Here is a 16,027-nt window from a genome sequence, read left to right as displayed (position 1 = left end):
AGCGCGCGGGGTCTGTCGTTTTCTCCCGCTCGTGAGAGCCGCTCCCCCCATAAGAACGCCTTGTTTTCAGCAGATTATCGCTTTTGCGCGGGTCGGTTGTGATTAGGCTTGCACGCTATAAGATAATGAGTATAGTTCTCATTCTTCTTTTTGTTTGCAGGCTAAGAATGGACTAACCTGCGCCAGTGAGCCGCTCACAAGGAAACAGCGAAGGCGTAGGGTGGGGTTCAGTCTTGCTATGCCGGAACAACATAATATCGGCGAAGAGCTACCACCGGTTTATTGATTTTGTTAAGGATTTCAATGATGAAATACACCATTCCGGTATTAGCTCTGGTCATTTCTGCCGTCTTAAGCGGCTGCGCCACACCCCCTTCCACTAAGGTAACCCCGCCGGTCGCCGAGAAAAACGCCGTTACCGTCATACAGCCGCTCAAACGTCAACTGGCCGAGGGGCTGTACGAAATGGCGCTCAGCCCACGGGGCGATGCGCTGTACGTGGCCAGCGCCGAAGGTTTTAAAGACGTGCAGGGCGGAGCGGTCTATAAGCTCGACCCGAAAACGCTGAAGACCATCGGCCTGAGCTACACCGACCTGAAAAACTTTGCCGTCCAGATAACGCCGGATGGCGCAACGCTGTTCGTCACCAACTCGCTTGACGGCGGCATCAGCGCCATTGACACCGCCACCGGCAAAGTCAAAAAGCGCCTGCTGTTTAGCGAGCGCAACGAGAAGGGGCTGCCGTACGGCGCGCGCCAGATCCTGTTGCTGAATAATACCCTCTACGTGGGTGCCGTTGCCGACCCGGCGCAAATCTGGGTGGTTGATGCCAATACGCTGAAGCTGAAAGCGCGGATTAAAAATACCGGTAAATGGATGACCGGCCTGCACTATTCCGCGCAAACCGGACGTCTGTATGCAGCCAACGGCGGCGGGGAAATCCTCGTAATCAACCCGCGCAATAACCGCATTGAACAGCGCTGGAAGCCGCTGGGCGACAAGCCGGCGCTGCTGCTGAATATCGCCGAAGACAGCGAGACCGGCCGCCTGTTCGTCACCGATAACTCAAAAGCGAAAACCACTCTGGTGCTGGATATTCACAGCGGCAAAGTGATTAAGCAGCTCGACCTGGGCGACTCGCTGGCGGTGCTGTTCAACCCGAAACGCAATGAGATTTATATCTCCCAGCGCGAGTCCGGCAAGGTTATCAGCCTCGATGGCACTACCTATGCGCTGAAAAAACAGTGGGATATCCCCGTGAATCCAAACAGCCTGTTGCTTGATGCCGAGGGGCAGACGCTGTTTGTGACCGTTAAACAACCGTTCAACAAAGATCACTCCACCAAAGGTCCGGACAGCGTTGTCCGCATCGACCTGAACGCGCAATAAAAAATTCTGGCCCGGCAGCGGGCCATTTGTTCCATTTATCTTCATCACGGACTCATTATGCACATCACGTCTTCCCCATTCCCGCTGCGCAAAACGCTGCTGGCGTTAACCATTGGCGCCATTACCCAGAGCGCTGTAGCTGCAGACAACACCGCGGATAGCAACAAAAACGAAGAGGTTATGCTCGTTCAGGCGACCGAAGGCAGCGATTTTAAAGCCGGCGGCGACCTGGTGGTACCGGCCTTCCTTGACGGACAAATTGCCCACGGCGGCCGTATCGGTATGCTTGGCGAACAAAAGGCGATGGATGTGCCGTTTAGCGTTATCGGCTATACCTCGAAACTGATTCAGGACCAGCAGGCGCAAACTATCGCCGACGTTATCGGTAATGACGCCGGCGTACAGGCGGTGCAGGGCTACGGTAACTTTGCCGAAACCTATCGCATTCGCGGGTTTAAGCTGGATGGCGATGATATGACCATGGGCGGCCTGGCGGGCGTGGTGCCGCGTCAGGTGATGGATACCCAGATGCTGGAGCGCGTTGAAGTCTTCAAAGGGGCTAACGGTCTGCTCAATGGCGTCGCCAGCAGCGGCGTCGGCGGGATGATCAACCTCGAACCGAAACGTGCGGATGATGTGCCGACCACCCGCGTTGGCGTGGACTATACCGCTGATTCTCAGGTCGGCGGCAGCCTCGACCTTGGCCGTCGCTTTGGCGAAGATAATCAGTTTGGCGCCCGGGTGAACCTGGTTCACCGCGAAGGTGAGGGCGCGGTTGATAATGACCGGCGCCGCACGACGCTGGGGTCACTGGGGCTGGATTATCGCGGCGAACGTTTGCGCTCCTCTCTTGATTTCGGCTATCAGAAAAAGACGTTCCATGGTGGAACGATGGGGATCAATATCAGCGGCGTCGATTTTGTTCCTGCGCTGCCGGATAACAGCAAAAACTACAGCCAGAAGTGGGGCTATAGCGATATAGAAAGCGAATTCGGTATGGCCAAAGCCGAGTATGACCTGACCAACAGCTGGACGTTGTACAGCGCCCTCGGCGGCCAGCACTCGCATGAAACCGGCACCTATAGCGCGCCGAAGCTGGTTAACGACAACGGCGATGCTACCGTCGGGCGTCTGGATACCAACCGCATCATCGACTCGATCAGCGGAATGGGCGGTGTACGGGGTAATTTCAACACCGGGGTTATCTCTCATCAGGTCAACGTCGGCTATGCCGCCCAGGTCAGAACCGATGCCACCGCCTGGCGTATGTCGGCGAAAAACCCGACCACCAATATCTATGACAACCATGATGTGGCGATGCCGGATAACGCCTATTTTGGCGGCAACTACTTCGACCCGCTCACCACGTCACGCAGCCGTACCCAGGGCTGGCTGCTGAGCGACACGCTAGGCTTCTTTGATAACAGCCTGCTGCTCACCGCCGCCGCGCGTCATCAGAAAGTGGTGGTGCGTAACTACAGCAACAAAACCGGTCTGGAAGATACGTCTTCCCGCTATACCCAGAGCCGCTGGACGCCGACGGTGGGTCTGGTCTACAAGCCGTGGGAGACGCTGTCGCTGTACGCCAACCACACCGAAGCGCTGCAGCCGGGGAGCGTGGCGCCAAATACCGCGACAAATGCCGGGCAGAGCACCGGGATCGCTCATTCGAAACAGGATGAGGTTGGGGTGAAAATTGATTATGGCACCCTGGGGGGATCGCTGGCGCTGTTTGAAATTAAAAAGCCTAACGCTATCTCCGATGCTAACGGCTACTACGGTCTGGATGGCGAGCAGCGTAACCGCGGCGTCGAACTGAACATCTTCGGCGAACCGACGCTAGGCCTGCGCCTGAACGGCAGCGTTCAGTGGCTGGATCCGGAGCAAACCAAAACGGCGAAGGGGATCAACGATGGTAAAGATGCCATCGGCGTTTCTCGCTTCTACGCGGTGTTAGGCGCGGAGTATGACATCAAGCCGGTTGACGGGCTGACGGCCACCGCACGGGTGAACCACACCGGTTCACAGTATGCCGACGCGGCGAACAGCAAAAAACTCGACAGCTATACGACCCTCGATTTGGGCGTACGCTACCGTCTGGCGCTGAACCAGAATCAAAACCAGATGGTCCTGCGTGCCGGGGTGGATAATGTGACCAATGAGAACTACTGGTCAGGTATTGATGATACCGGCACCTATCTGTTCCAGGGCCAGCCACGTACCGTTAAAGTATCGATGAGCTACGATTTCTGATCGTAAAATTCGGGGCGGGACAACGCCGCTCGCCCCTTCTGTGTATCCCTTTTCCGCCGTTCGTCACCATCCCTTGCCGCGCAATCAACGCATCTGCAACTTGAAGTCGGGCGAGCAGAAGTGTTAAAAGGTGCCCCTTCATAAAAACTCACAGGGGAAAGACGTGAAAGACGCGTCAACGCAGTCAGATGCCACAGCGGAGAGCGGCCCGACGCTTCATCGCGGTTTACAGAACCGACATATTCAGCTCATTGCCCTCGGCGGCGCTATCGGTACCGGCCTGTTTCTCGGTATCGGACCGGCGATTCAGATGGCCGGGCCGGCCGTCCTGATCGGCTATGCCGTCGCCGGGATCGTCGCTTTTCTGATCATGCGCCAGCTTGGCGAAATGGTGGTCGAAGAGCCCGTATCCGGCTCCTTTGCCCACTTCGCGTATAAATACTGGGGCCCGTTTGCCGGTTTTCTCTCCGGCTGGAACTACTGGGTGATGTTTGTGCTGGTGGGGATGGCTGAGCTCACCGCCGCCGGCATCTATATGCAGTACTGGCTTCCGGATGTGCCGACCTGGGTCTGGGCGGCGGCCTTCTTTGTCATCATCAATGCCGTTAACCTCGTTAACGTTCGCCTGTATGGCGAGGCGGAATTCTGGTTTGCCTTAATTAAAGTGCTGGCGATTATCGGCATGATTGGCTTTGGCCTGTGGATGTTGTTTGGCGGCCACGGCGGCAGCAAAGCCGGATTTGACAACCTGTGGCGCCACGGCGGTTTCTTCGCCACCGGCTGGCATGGCCTGGTGATGTCTCTGGCGGTGATTATGTTCTCTTTCGGCGGCCTGGAGCTGATTGGTATTACCGCCGCCGAAGCGCAAAATCCGGAAAAGAGCATTCCGAAGGCGGTAAACCAGGTGGTGTACCGTATTCTGCTGTTTTATATCGGTTCGCTGGTGGTGCTGCTGGCGCTCTATCCGTGGGTGGAAATCAAGTCCGACAGCAGCCCGTTTGTGATGATTTTTCATAATCTTGACAGTAACGTGGTAGCTTCTGCACTTAACTTCGTCATTCTGGTGGCATCGCTGTCGGTCTACAACAGCGGCGTTTACTCCAACAGCCGCATGCTGTTCGGTCTGTCGGTACAGGGCAATGCGCCGAAGTTTCTGGCCCGCGTCAGCAAACGCGGCGTGCCGGTCAATTCGCTGATCCTCTCCGGGGTGATTACCTCGCTGGTGGTGCTGCTGAACTATCTGCTGCCGCAGAAAGCGCTGGGTCTGCTGATGGCGCTGGTTGTGGCAACGCTGCTGCTGAACTGGATCATGATCTGCATGGCGCACCTGAAGTTCCGCGCGGCCCAGCGTCGAAAAGGGCGGGAGCCGAAGTTCAAAGCGCTGCTGGCACCGGGCGGCAACTACCTCTGTATTGCCTTCCTTGCGCTGATTCTGGTACTGATGTGCACCATCGACGGGATGCGCCTGTCGGCCATTCTGCTGCCGGTATGGATCCTGTTCCTGTTTATCGTCTTTAAGCTGCTGCGCCGTCCGGCGTAATGCCTCCTTGCCCCGGCCTTCGCCGGGGCGATCTGCCTTTTATTGTGATCGTCTTCGCGCTTAGCGTAATTAGCGCAGGATCTTCTTTTTGTAATCGATTACTTTTTATTTCGTGACGTTTTGTAATCGATTACTTTTTGAGGGCGGACAAAATGGTATCAACGACGGAAGGACGTGAAAGCGTTGGCGTGCAGCACCGGTTTCTGGTGCCGCGCCTGGCATTAATGATGTTTATGCAGTTCTTTATCTGGGGAAGCTGGTCGGTGACCCTGGGGCTGGTGATGACGCGCTACGATATGGCGCTGCTGATTGGCGATGCGTTCTCTGCCGGGCCTATTGCCTCGATTTTGTCGCCGTTTGTGCTGGGGATGCTGGTCGATCGCTTCTTTGCTTCGCAGAAAGTGATGGCGGTGATGCACCTGGCGGGAGCCGCGATCCTGTGGTTCGTCCCCCAGGCGCTGGTCGCGCACAATGGCGCGCTGCTTATCGGCCTGCTGTTTGGCTATACGTTGTGCTATATGCCGACGCTGGCGCTGACCAACAATATCGCTTTCCACAGCCTGAACAATGTTGATAAAACCTTCCCGGTGGTGCGCGTCTTTGGCACCATCGGCTGGATTATTGCCGGGATTTGTATTGGCGTGAGCGGAATTTCCGATACCACGGCTATATTTAATCTGGCGGCGCTGTGTTCGGTCTTACTGGCCCTCTACAGCCTGACTTTGCCGCATACGCCGGCAGCGGCGAAAGGCATTCCGCTGAAGTTTCGCGACCTGCTCTGCGCCGATGCGTTTGCGCTGCTCAAGACGCGCCATTTCTTTATTTTCTCACTCTGCGCCACGCTGATCTCGATTCCGCTGGGGACCTACTATGCCTACACCGCCTCCTGGCTGGCGGATGCCGGCGTGGCGGATGTCAGCACCGCGATGTCATTTGGGCAGATGTCGGAAATCGCGTTTATGCTGGTGATCCCGCTGCTGTTTCGCCGTCTCGGGGTCAAGTACATGCTGCTGGTCGGGATGGTGGCGTGGTTTGTGCGCTATGCCTTCTTTGCCCTTGGCGTGAGCGAAGAGGGGCGCTTCCTGCTCTATCTCGGCATCCTGCTGCACGGCGTGTGCTACGACTTCTTTTTTGTCGTCGGCTTTATCTATACCGACCGCGTGGCGGGGGAGAAGGTCAAAGGCCAGGCGCAAAGCATGATAGTCATGTTTACCTACGGCATCGGGATGCTGCTGGGATCGCAAATTTCCGGCGCGCTGTATAACCAGCTGGTGGCCGGGCAGACCGTACCGCAGGCGTGGGTCATCTTCTGGTGGATCCCGGCGGTGGCCGCGGCGGTTATCGCGCTGATTTTCCTTTTCTCTTTCCAGTATCGCGAGAAAGAGCAGCATTAACTATCAGGAGGGGGTATGAAAACGATGAAGGGACCGGGGATTTTTCTGGCGCAGTTTATCGGCGCGCAGGCGCCGTTTAACACCCTGGACGGGATCGCCGCCTGGGCCGCCGGACTGGGCTATCAGGCGCTACAGATCCCGTGTAATCATCCGGCTATTTTTGATGTTGAACGCGCGGCGATGAGCCAGACCTACTGCGATGAGATTCGCGGGCGACTGGCGGAACATGGTCTGACCATCAGCGAGCTCTCAACCCATCTGGAAGGGCAGCTGGTGGCGGTTCATCCGGCCTATGACGCGGCGTTCGACGCCTTTGCCCCCGCCGCGCTACGCGGAAATCCGCCGGCACGCCAGCAGTGGGCGGTGGAAAAAGTACGTCAGGCGGCGGTGGCTTCGGCGCGCTTAGGCCTGCAGGCCCATGCGACATTTTCCGGATCGCTGGCGTGGCCTCTGTTTTATCCCTGGCCGCCGCATAATCCGTCACGAATTGATGAGGCGTTTGATGAACTGGCGCGGCGCTGGCGTCCGCTCCTCGATCTATACGATGAGCAGGGGATCGATCTTTGCTATGAAATTCATCCGGGTGAGGATCTGCACGATGGCGTGACTTTTGAACGTTTCCTGCAGCGGGTAGATAACCATCCGCGCTGCAATATGCTCTACGATCCCAGCCATTTGCACCTCCAGCAGATGGACTACCTGGCGTATATCGATATCTACCATTCGCGGATCAAAGCCTTTCATGTCAAAGATGCCGAGTTTCGTCGCGACGGCCGCAGCGGCGTGTACGGCGGCTATCAGAACTGGCTGCAGCGGGCGGGGCGCTTTCGCTCGCCCGGGGATGGGCAAATTGATTTCAAGAGCATTTTCAGCAAGCTGACCGAGTACGACTTTGACGGCTGGGCGGTGCTGGAGTGGGAGTGCTGCCTGAAGGAGGCGGAGGCCGGCGCGCGCGAAGGCAGCGAATTTATCCGCCGCCATATTATTCCCGTCTCCGAACGGGCGTTTGATGATTTCGCCAGCGGTCGCGAGGGGCAAGCATGATTCAGGTTGGCATTGTTGGGACTGGATTTATTGGTCCGGCGCATATTGAAGCGCTGCGCCGGGTCGGGGACATCGAGGTGGTGGCGCTGTGCGACAGCAATCTGGCGCAGGCGCAGCAAAAAGCGCGGCAGCTGAATGTAGCTCATGCTTATGGTCAGGTTGAGGAACTCCTGGCACATCCCGGTTTACAGGTGGTACATAACTGCACGCCGAACCACCTGCACGCGAAGATTAATCGCCAGGCGTTGCACGCCGGGCTGCATCTGTTCTCGGAAAAACCGCTGTGCATGCTTCCGGATGAGGCGCGTGAACTGGTCACGCTGGCGGAGAAGGCGGGGGTGGTGCACGGCGTAAGCTTCGTCTATCGCCAGTTCGCGATGGTCCAGCAGGCCGCCAGCATGATGCGCGCCGGGCAGGTCGGACGGCTGTTTTCGGCGCACGGCAGCTATTTGCAGGACTGGATGGTGCAGCAAAGTGACTATAACTGGCGGGTGGAGTCGGCGCTGGGCGGCGCTTCGCGGGCGGTGGCGGATATCGGCTCCCACTGGTGCGACACGGTGCAGTTTATGACCGGCAGGCGCATCACCGAGGTGATGGCGGATCTTTCTATCGTCTGGCCGACGCGCCACGCGGCCGTTTCCGGCGAGTCCACCTTCAGCCAGACGGGGGAATCTCCGCGTTTTGAGGTGCGCGAGGTAGATACGGAAGATATGGGGTCCGTGCTGTTTCGCTTTGATGACGGCAGCAAAGGCTGTTTTACCGTTTCTCAGGTCAGCGCCGGAAGAAAGAACCGCCTGGCGGTTGAAATTAACGGCAGCCGCTGTTCGCTGGCGTGGGATCAGGAGCTTCCGCAGCGGCTGTGGATTGGCCAGCGCGCGCAGCCAAATCAGCTGCTCAGCGATGACCCGAGTCTGATGCAGGCGGACATCGCCGCCAGCGCCCACTTCCCCGGCGGGCATAATGAGGGGTGGCCGGACGCCTTCAAGAATATGATGTTGAGCTTCTATCAGGCGGTACGCGCCGGGACGATGCCGGCAGCCGACGAACGGCGTTTCGCCTCATTTTATGAAGGGGCGGATGTGATGTATATCGTTGATGCGATTTTGCAAAGCCATCGGCAGCAGCGCTGGGTCAGCGTCAGGCGATAGGCGATAGGCGGCAGGTTGTGCGCCACTCCGGTGGCGCGCAATGACTTATTTTACGCCGAGATACCCGTCCAGATAGGCGGCGGAAAGTTCGTTGCCGAACAGCACCGCGTCTTTATTCTCCATGTCATTATTCCAGCTATCGCTGGCATTGCCGGTGAAGGTGTGTTGTGACCGGGTACCCTTCATAACCTGCTGCTTAATGGCATCGGCATTGCGTCGGGCATCGCTTTCGCTGACGCCGGCGGTTCGGTCCTGTTTGCCGCGGTTATAGATCTCGGTGAAGGTCGGCAGATTTAAGCGGTAATTTTCCTGCCGGTTAACGGCAAAATTACCGCCGACAAAATCAGAACGATGGGCGACAAAATAGTACGCATGGCGCTCCGGCGATGATTTTGAGGCGGTGCAGCCGGTGAGGGCGGCGAGAGAACCGCCGAGGACAAGCAGTGCGACTTGAATTTTCATTGATGACATCATCCCTAACGTATTGATAGTAAGCTTTTATAATTATCGGCGCCCGAGCGCGGTGTTTATGTTACCTGAAAAATCATCGCGCTTAACGCGCAAGGATAATAGCCCTGATAATTAATAGTTTTCCATCACGATGCGTAGGGGCATCAGTGGGCTGGCGCGCGCCCCGCTGCACACCGACGGCCCGTTTATGGTAGCCTGCGCATTATTCCCCTTATCCCAGGAAGTGCCGCCTTTATGTCAATTCAGAAAATCGCCCGTCTGGCGGGTGTCTCAGTGGCAACCGTATCGCGGGTGCTGAATAACAGCGATACCGTTAAACCGAAGAACCGCGAACGCGTGCTGCAGGCGATTAAAGAGAGCAACTATCAGCCTAACCTGCTGGCCCGCCAGCTGCGGACGGCACGGAGCTATATGATTCTGGTGATGGTGTCGAATATTGCGAACCCGTTTTGTGCGGAAGTGGTGAAGGGCATTGAAGAGGAGGCGGAGAAGCACGGCTACCGTATTTTACTGTGTAATTCCGGGTCCGATCTGGCGCGCTCGACTTCCGGGCTGAGGCTGCTGTCGGGGAAAGTGGTCGACGGGATTATTACGATGAACGCGCTCTCCAGTCTGCCGGAACTGACGATGATGATCGGTGATGCGCCGTGGGTACAGTGCGCCGAGTATGCCGATGCCGGCAGTATCTCCTGCGTCGGCATTAACGACATCGATGCGGCGCAGGGGGCAGTATCGCGGCTGGCGGAGAGCGGTCATCGGCGCATTGCCCTGATTAACCACGATCTGAGCTATCGCTATGCCCGCCTGCGCGAGCGCGGCTATAAAAACGTACTGCATGTGCGTGAACTGGCCTGGCAGCAGGTGGCTTATGCCAGCGACCTCAGCGCCGCCGCCGGTAAAGCGGCAATGGAAACGCTGCTGGCCTCCAGAGAGCGGCCGGATGCGGTATTTGCCGTCGCCGACTCGCTGGCGGCGGGCGCCCTGCGGGCGATCGCCCAGGCCGGACTGCGGGTGCCGGACGATATTGCGGTCATGGGATTTGATGGTACGGAGCTGGCGGAGATGGTCTCGCCGCAGCTGACCACCGTGGAACAGCCGTCGCGCGACATTGGCCGTACGGCGGTGACCCTGCTGCTGAAGAAAATCGACAACCCGGAGGCCACCGCCGAACGGGTGATGATGGACTGGCGCATCATTGCCCGCGCCAGTGCCTGAGCCTTACCCGTGATTTGCCGCCGCCAGCGAACGTATATCGTTGCCGGTCGGTGACTGGTGGATACGCAGCCCGAATTCGTCCACCACGGCGAAAATGTGGTCAAAAATATCCGCCTGGATACTTTCATATTCTGCCCATACCACGGTGCTGGTGAAGCAGTAGATCTCAATCGGCAGGCCGTTGGCGTCCGGCGCCAGCTGGCGCACCATCATCGTCATATCTTTGCGCAGCCGCGGGTGGTTGCGCAGATACTCCTGTAAATAGGCGCGGAAGGTGCCGATATTGGTCATCTTGCGCAGGTTCAGCACCGAATGGTCGGTGGCGTTTTGCTGGTTCCACTCGCTGATCTCCTGATGACGCGAGTCCATATAGGGCTTAAGCAGCCGGGCCTGAATTAAGCGCTGCTGCTCCCGCTCATCGAGAAAATGGATACTGGTGGTATCAATATTCAGGCTGCGCTTAATGCGGCGCCCGCCGGAGGCGGACATCCCGCTCCAGTTTTTAAAGGAGTCGGAGACCAGCGACCAGGTGGGAATCGTGGTGATGGTATTGTCCCAGTTACGGACTTTCACCGTGGTGAGGCCAATATCAATGACCGCGCCGTCGGCGCCGTATTTCGGCATTTCCAGCCAGTCACCGAGCTTCAGCATGTCGTTGGCGGAAAGCTGAATGCCGGCAACCAGACCCAGGATCGGGTCTTTAAATACCAGCATCAGTACCGCGGCCATGGCGCCGAGGCCGCTGATCAATATCGCCGGCGACTGGCCAATCAGTAATGAGATCACCAGGATGCCGATAATAATCGCGCTGACCAGCTTAATGCCCTGGAATATCCCCTTCAGCGGCAGCTGGGATGCGGTGGCGAATTTCTGCGATAAATTGAAGACCACATCGAGCAGTGAAAAGAAAGACAGCAGGGCATAGATCATGACCCACAGCTGGGCGCAGGTGGTCAATATATTGGCGGCTTCACTGCCTTTTTGCAGCCACAACACCGCCTGCACATTGACGATAATCCCTTGCAGGGTAAAGGCCAGCCGGTGAAACAGTTTGTTCTGGGTGATGATTTGCAGCCACAAATGGCTGCTGGCCTGCGCGCGCTTTTCGAAGGCGCGCAGCACGCCTTTATGCAAAATAAAATGAACGACAATGGCGGTCAGTAAAATAATGCCGAAGATAATAATGAGTGAAGTGGTGGGGGTAATTTCGATGCCTAAGGCGGCAATTTGTGAGATTAATTCCTGCATAACGTCTCCTGTACATCCAGCGGTAATGATGACCGCTGGATGTATATTATGCAAATCAGGCGTCATGCAATGATGGATTATGAGGCGGTAGCCACCGGACGAATATTGAGATGATGGCGCAGCCGCAGGGCAATCGCGCCTAAGAGCAGCATCATTGCCACCTCCACGGCCAGGAAATCGATCAGCGCCTGCGGATAGGTGCCGCCGCCGCGTTGAGCGAGGGTTAAAAACAGCGAGCCGAGAATTGCCGGACCTAATCCCAGCGTCGCCTGCTGCAGGGTGCTGAGAATGGCGCTCCCGGCACCGGCATCGCTGGCGCTGATATCGCGCATGCCAATGCGATAAAAACTGTTAACGATCAGCGCCTGGCCGTAGCCGATAAGCGCGGTAGAGGGCACCATCGCCAGCGACGAGGTATGAGCGCCGAAGTGACCGAAGGTCGCCATCAGCAGCAGCAGACCGGCTATCTGCACTACCAGCCCAATCAGCAGAATACGTCCCATGCTGAAGCGGGCAATCAGCTTCGGCGCGTACAGCGCGGAGAGGAAATAGGCCACGCCGAGGGCGATAAAGCTGTTGCCTGACTGCCATGGCGCCATGCCGAGACCGGCCTGCATGGTCAGCGCCATGCAGAACATAAAGCCGGACCAGGCGCTGAAGAACAGCAGGGCGATCGCCATGCCAAAGCGAATGCTGGTGAGTTTCAGCAGACGGGGCGGCAGCAGCGGCTGTTCGCCGCGCTGCTGCTTACGCAACGCGCTGGCCCGCATCCAGACCAGCAGCGGCAGCACGGCCACCAGCAAAAGCTGGAGCGTCCACGGCCAGTGAAGTTCCGGCCCCAGCGCCATCGGAAACAGCAGACAGCAGAGGATCAGCGCCAGGCTGAAGGTGCCCTGCCAGTCGATGGCCGAATGGGCTTCGCGGCGGGTTTCCGGGACATAGCGGGGGCTAAACGCCAGCACCAGCAGGCAGATCGGGACATTGATAAAGAACGCGTTGCGCCAGCCCAGGCCGGCGATATCCGCCGAGACCAGCCAGCCGCCGCCCATCTGCCCGACGATAAAAGCAATCCCACCAATCCCGCCATACAGACTGATCGCGCGCGCATGGGCGCTGCCTTTCAACGTCACATGCAGGGTGGTGAGGATTTGCGGCACAATCAGCGCCGCGCCCGCGCCTTGCAGCGTGCGGGCCGCCAGCAGCCCGCCGATGGAGTTGGCCATGCCGCACAGCAAAGAGGCGAGGCCAAAAAGCGCGACCCCCCACATAAACAGACGGCGGCGGCCGTAGTTATCGCCCAGTTTGCTGCCCATCGCCAGGCACACCGCAAAAGAGACGCCGTAGAGCGCGACGATCAGCTCCAGCTGGGTGGCGCTGGCATCCAGTGAATGGGTAATGGAGTCCAGCGCCACGTTGGTAATTGAGGTGTCGATCAGCGGCAGCATCTGGCCGGTCAACAGAAGCAGTAAACCGGCGCGGCCGGGTGAAACAGCAGACGAATTCATCGGATCTCTCCATTGCGTCATTCAGCGGATGGCCGTAGCATTACCGATAAATTAAACGGGTACCAGTTCCTGTCTATACTGGTATTGGTACTACCATGCTGGAGTCAATATGACGGGAATGCCGCAACGTGAAACGGTGCCGATAGCGCCCGACGATAGCCGTAAGCAGCTGGGCGCCTTTCTGCGCTCCCGGCGTGAAAGCCTTGATCCGCAGCGTCTTGGCCTGCCGCGAGTAGGGCGGCGGCGCACGCCCGGGCTGCGCCGGGAAGAGGTGGCGATGCTGGCCGATGTCGGCGTGACCTGGTATACCTGGCTGGAACAGGGGCGGGAGGTTAATCCGTCGGAATCGGTACTGGTGGGCGTCGCGAATGCGCTGCAGTGCAGTCCGCTGGAGACGCGCCATCTGTTCGTGCTGGCCGGTCTGACGCCGCCGGAAACCACGCAGGTCAACGTATGTGAAGGGATCGCTCCGGGGACCCGGCGGATGCTCGATAGCCTGATGCCGCAGCCGGCCAGCATCCAGAAACCCAATTTCGATATCGTGGCGTGGAACGACAGTTTTTGTCGGCTGATGGGCGTCGATTTTGCCGCGCTTCCCGAAGAAAACCGTAACTGTATTTATCTCTATCTCACCCACGAGACCTGGCGCAGCCGTATTGAAAATCGCGATGTGCTGCCGACGTTTGTCTCCTATTTCCGCGCGGCCATGGCCGAACACCGGGGCGACCCGCTGTGGGAAAATAAGCTGGCGCGCTTTTTTGCCGCCTCCGCCGAATTTGAAACGCTGTGGCATCAGCGTTATGACGTCCGCGGCGTGGAAAATCAGGTGAAGAATTTCAATCATCCCCAGCTCGGACGCTTTAGTCTGCAGCAGATGTACTGGTATTCCGCCCCGCGTAATGGCTCCCGGCTGCTGGTGTACCTGCCGATGGACGACGCCGGCGAGCAGGCGCTGGCATGGCTGGATAAACAGGATTCTCTCTTATAGCGACAGGGAACGCAGATGAACGTAACCAGGAAACAACAGCGGGTGATTCAGCAGGCGCTGGATGAATGGCAGGCCGCGGGGGAGTTGAGCCACGCGGAAAGCCAGCGGCTGGCGGGCACTTTGCGCGTGAGCACCTTTGACTGGCAGCGACTGAGCCGCTATGCCTTCTGGACGGCGCTGGCCTGCCTGCTGATCGCGCTGGGCAGCCTGTTCGCCGATAGTGAACTGATTGCCTGGCTGGTGAGCCTGTTCAGCGACTCGGCGCTGGCGCGGATTGCGCTGCCTGCGGCGGTGGCGCTGGTTTGCTACCTCTGGGGATTCCGTCGCCAGCGGCAGGCCTCGCACTGGCACTATAGCAGTGAAGCGATTTTGTTTGTCGGCGTGGTGTTTACCGCGCTGGCGCTGTGGCAACTCGGCGTGCGGCTGGATGACGGCAGCGGCCATATTGCGCCACTGTTTCTGGTCGGCTGCGCTATTTATGGTGCTATCGGCCTGGCGGCCCGTTCCGGGCTGGTGTGGCTGTTCTTCCTGCTGGCGCTGGGCAACTGGTTCGGAGCGGAAACCGGCTACCTGGCGGGATGGGGGGCCTACTGGCTGGGCATGAACTATCCGCTGCGTTTTGTGCTGTTCGGTGGCGTGCTGCTGGCGCTCTGTTTTATGCTGCAAAAGTGGCTGCTTCAGCGCCGGCTGTTTACCGTCAGTAAGGCCATGGGCCTGACGTATCTGTTTATCGCGTTATGGATTCTGTCGATTTTTGGCTATCGGGATCCCGACGCCTGGTACAGCATTTCACCGCTGCAGCAGCTGCCGTGGGCGCTGTTATTCGGCGTCGCGGCGGGCGTCTGTATTTATATCAGTCTGAAAACGGATGACGGAATGCTGCGCGGTTTTGGCCTGACCTTCCTGGCTATCAATCTCTATACGCGTTTTTTCGAGTTTTTCTGGGACGGGATGCACAAGGTGCTGTTCTTCCTGATCCTCGCCGTTTCGCTGGCGGTGATTGGCCGCTATGCAGAACGAATCTGGCACGCCGGCGAGCGGCGTGCGCGGGGAGATTAAATCTCGGTGATGGTGGTCGCCTGCGGCAGGCGTGATTTCGGCAGCGTGGCGTTGAAATCTTCCACGCTGTGGTGGCCGACCGGAACGATAACCACGCTGGTAAAGCCCTGTGCGGTCAGGTCAAATTCGGCGTCAAGAATCGCGGCGTCGAACCCTTCAACCGGCACGGCATCCAGCCCCATTGCCGCGACGCCGAGCAGGAAGTTGCCGACGTTGAGGTAAACCTGCTTCGCCATCCAGTGGTTGTCGTCATGCAGATCTTTACGGTGCATATCGGCAAAGAAAACGCGGCCTTTGTGGTTAGCGGCTTTGGCTTCCGGAGTAGCGAAACGTCCGTCGGCCTCTTCCTGGTCCACCACGCGCTCCAGCCAGGCGTCGTCCATGGCGGTTTTGGCACAGAAAACCACGACATGAGAAGCATCAAGAATTTTACGTTCGTTGAAAACATAGGTGCCGCTGGCGGCTTTCGCCACCCGTGCTTTCCCTTCATCCGTGCTGGCAACGATAAAGTGCCACGGCTGGGAGTTGGTGCTCGACGGGCTGTATTGCAGCAATGTTTTCAGCTTTTCCGCTTCTTCAGCCGTCAGTTTTTTTGTGGCATCGAAGGCTTTTGTGGAGTGACGCTTTAAGGCAACGGAGACGATATCCATAACTCTTCCTCATGGTTTATGCTCAAGATAATTCGAGTTTACAGCCCCTTACGGGGCGTTTAGTGGGAGAAGAGTACAGCGAAGGCGGGGAAATGATAAGAGACAAAAATGCGATAACACTTA

The 16,027-nt window shown here is 58.0% G+C and carries 13 protein-coding genes; 9 read left to right on the top strand and 4 right to left on the bottom strand.

Annotated features, from left to right (window positions below):
- Nucleotides 1–306 precede the first annotated feature (306 nt).
- From DSD31_RS18925 to DSD31_RS18900, 6 genes are all read left to right on the top strand, one after another.
- Nucleotides 307–1,389, top strand: a complete 1,083-nt coding sequence (locus DSD31_RS18925) for a YncE family protein (RefSeq protein ID WP_015584956.1) — start codon at nt 307–309, stop codon at nt 1,387–1,389.
- A 57-nt stretch (nt 1,390–1,446) separates the two neighbouring features.
- Nucleotides 1,447–3,642 carry a TonB-dependent receptor gene (locus DSD31_RS18920; RefSeq protein ID WP_113991250.1) on the top strand — a complete coding sequence of 732 codons (2,196 nt, stop codon included), beginning with the start codon at nt 1,447–1,449 and terminating at the stop codon, nt 3,640–3,642.
- Nucleotides 3,643–3,805: 163 nt separating this feature from the next.
- Nucleotides 3,806–5,182: a phenylalanine transporter gene (pheP, locus tag DSD31_RS18915; protein WP_004859136.1), complete on the top strand. Its 1,377-nt coding sequence runs from the start codon at nt 3,806–3,808 to the stop codon at nt 5,180–5,182.
- 188 nt (nt 5,183–5,370) lie between these two features.
- Nucleotides 5,371–6,576, top strand: a complete 1,206-nt coding sequence (locus DSD31_RS18910) for an MFS transporter (RefSeq protein ID WP_160873237.1) — start codon at nt 5,371–5,373, stop codon at nt 6,574–6,576.
- Nucleotides 6,577–6,591: 15 nt separating this feature from the next.
- A complete protein-coding gene (locus DSD31_RS18905) occupies nt 6,592–7,620 on the top strand; it encodes a sugar phosphate isomerase/epimerase family protein (RefSeq protein WP_004859143.1) in 1,029 nt (342 codons plus the stop codon).
- Nucleotides 7,617–8,768 (top strand): Gfo/Idh/MocA family protein, encoded by a 1,152-nt coding sequence (locus tag DSD31_RS18900; RefSeq protein WP_004859146.1) that lies wholly within the window; start codon nt 7,617–7,619, stop codon nt 8,766–8,768. The genes DSD31_RS18905 and DSD31_RS18900 overlap by 4 nt, the downstream gene beginning before the upstream one ends.
- 45 nt (nt 8,769–8,813) lie before the next feature.
- Here the strand turns inward: DSD31_RS18900 and DSD31_RS18895 are convergent, their stop codons facing one another.
- The gene (locus tag DSD31_RS18895) at nt 8,814–9,230 is read right to left on the bottom strand and encodes an Exc2 family lipoprotein (protein ID WP_032716829.1); all 417 of its coding nucleotides are present in this window, start codon (nt 9,228–9,230) and stop codon (nt 8,814–8,816) included.
- 243 nt (nt 9,231–9,473) lie between these two features.
- Between DSD31_RS18895 and DSD31_RS18890 the strand changes: the two genes are divergently transcribed.
- A complete protein-coding gene (locus DSD31_RS18890; protein ID WP_004859153.1) occupies nt 9,474–10,454 on the top strand; it encodes a LacI family DNA-binding transcriptional regulator in 981 nt (326 codons plus the stop codon).
- Nucleotides 10,455–10,457: 3 nt separating this feature from the next.
- Here the strand turns inward: DSD31_RS18890 and DSD31_RS18885 are convergent, their stop codons facing one another.
- Together DSD31_RS18885 and DSD31_RS18880 are read right to left on the bottom strand one after the other, a co-directional pair.
- Nucleotides 10,458–11,702: a mechanosensitive ion channel family protein gene (locus tag DSD31_RS18885; RefSeq protein ID WP_113991249.1), complete on the bottom strand. Its 1,245-nt coding sequence runs from the start codon at nt 11,700–11,702 to the stop codon at nt 10,458–10,460.
- A 77-nt stretch (nt 11,703–11,779) separates the two neighbouring features.
- Nucleotides 11,780–13,207, bottom strand: coding sequence for an MFS transporter (locus tag DSD31_RS18880; protein WP_004859160.1), 1,428 nt, complete (start codon nt 13,205–13,207; stop codon nt 11,780–11,782).
- Nucleotides 13,208–13,316: 109 nt separating this feature from the next.
- Here DSD31_RS18880 and DSD31_RS18875 point away from each other — a divergent pair, with 109 nt between their 5' ends.
- Both DSD31_RS18875 and DSD31_RS18870 read left to right on the top strand, forming a co-directional pair.
- Nucleotides 13,317–14,195: a helix-turn-helix transcriptional regulator gene (locus DSD31_RS18875; RefSeq protein ID WP_044023557.1), complete on the top strand. Its 879-nt coding sequence runs from the start codon at nt 13,317–13,319 to the stop codon at nt 14,193–14,195.
- A 15-nt stretch (nt 14,196–14,210) separates the two neighbouring features.
- The gene (locus tag DSD31_RS18870) at nt 14,211–15,254 is read left to right on the top strand and encodes a DUF2157 domain-containing protein (protein WP_065905960.1); all 1,044 of its coding nucleotides are present in this window, start codon (nt 14,211–14,213) and stop codon (nt 15,252–15,254) included.
- Here the strand turns inward: DSD31_RS18870 and nfsB are convergent.
- Complete coding sequence (nfsB, locus tag DSD31_RS18865; RefSeq protein WP_015584949.1) at nt 15,251–15,904, bottom strand: oxygen-insensitive NAD(P)H nitroreductase; 654 nt, start codon at nt 15,902–15,904, stop codon at nt 15,251–15,253. The genes DSD31_RS18870 and nfsB overlap by 4 nt on opposite strands.
- Nucleotides 15,905–16,027: the final 123 nt, after the last annotated feature.

The sequence above is a fragment of the Klebsiella sp. X13 genome, assembly GCF_003323835.1.
GTDB lineage: Bacteria > Pseudomonadota > Gammaproteobacteria > Enterobacterales > Enterobacteriaceae > Klebsiella > Klebsiella ornithinolytica.
Note: the sequence above shows the minus strand (reverse complement) of the source record. Positions and strands in the feature narration are given on the sequence as shown.

What these genes read in the sequence shown, in the direction of transcription:
- DSD31_RS18925 (WP_015584956.1), top strand. Translation starts at nt 307, where the DNA reads ATGAAATACACCATTCCGGTATTAGCTCTGGTCATTTCTGCCGTCTTA.
- DSD31_RS18920 (WP_113991250.1), top strand. Translation starts at nt 1,447, where the DNA reads ATGCACATCACGTCTTCCCCATTCCCGCTGCGCAAAACGCTGCTGGCG.
- DSD31_RS18905 (WP_004859143.1), top strand. Translation starts at nt 6,592, where the DNA reads ATGAAAACGATGAAGGGACCGGGGATTTTTCTGGCGCAGTTTATCGGC.
- DSD31_RS18900 (WP_004859146.1), top strand. Translation starts at nt 7,617, where the DNA reads ATGATTCAGGTTGGCATTGTTGGGACTGGATTTATTGGTCCGGCGCAT.
- DSD31_RS18895 (WP_032716829.1), bottom strand. Translation starts at nt 9,230, where the DNA reads ATGAAAATTCAAGTCGCACTGCTTGTCCTCGGCGGTTCTCTCGCCGCC.
- DSD31_RS18890 (WP_004859153.1), top strand. Translation starts at nt 9,474, where the DNA reads ATGTCAATTCAGAAAATCGCCCGTCTGGCGGGTGTCTCAGTGGCAACC.
- DSD31_RS18885 (WP_113991249.1), bottom strand. Translation starts at nt 11,702, where the DNA reads ATGCAGGAATTAATCTCACAAATTGCCGCCTTAGGCATCGAAATTACC.
- DSD31_RS18880 (WP_004859160.1), bottom strand. Translation starts at nt 13,207, where the DNA reads ATGAATTCGTCTGCTGTTTCACCCGGCCGCGCCGGTTTACTGCTTCTG.
- DSD31_RS18875 (WP_044023557.1), top strand. Translation starts at nt 13,317, where the DNA reads ATGACGGGAATGCCGCAACGTGAAACGGTGCCGATAGCGCCCGACGAT.
- DSD31_RS18870 (WP_065905960.1), top strand. Translation starts at nt 14,211, where the DNA reads ATGAACGTAACCAGGAAACAACAGCGGGTGATTCAGCAGGCGCTGGAT.
- nfsB (WP_015584949.1), bottom strand. Translation starts at nt 15,904, where the DNA reads ATGGATATCGTCTCCGTTGCCTTAAAGCGTCACTCCACAAAAGCCTTC.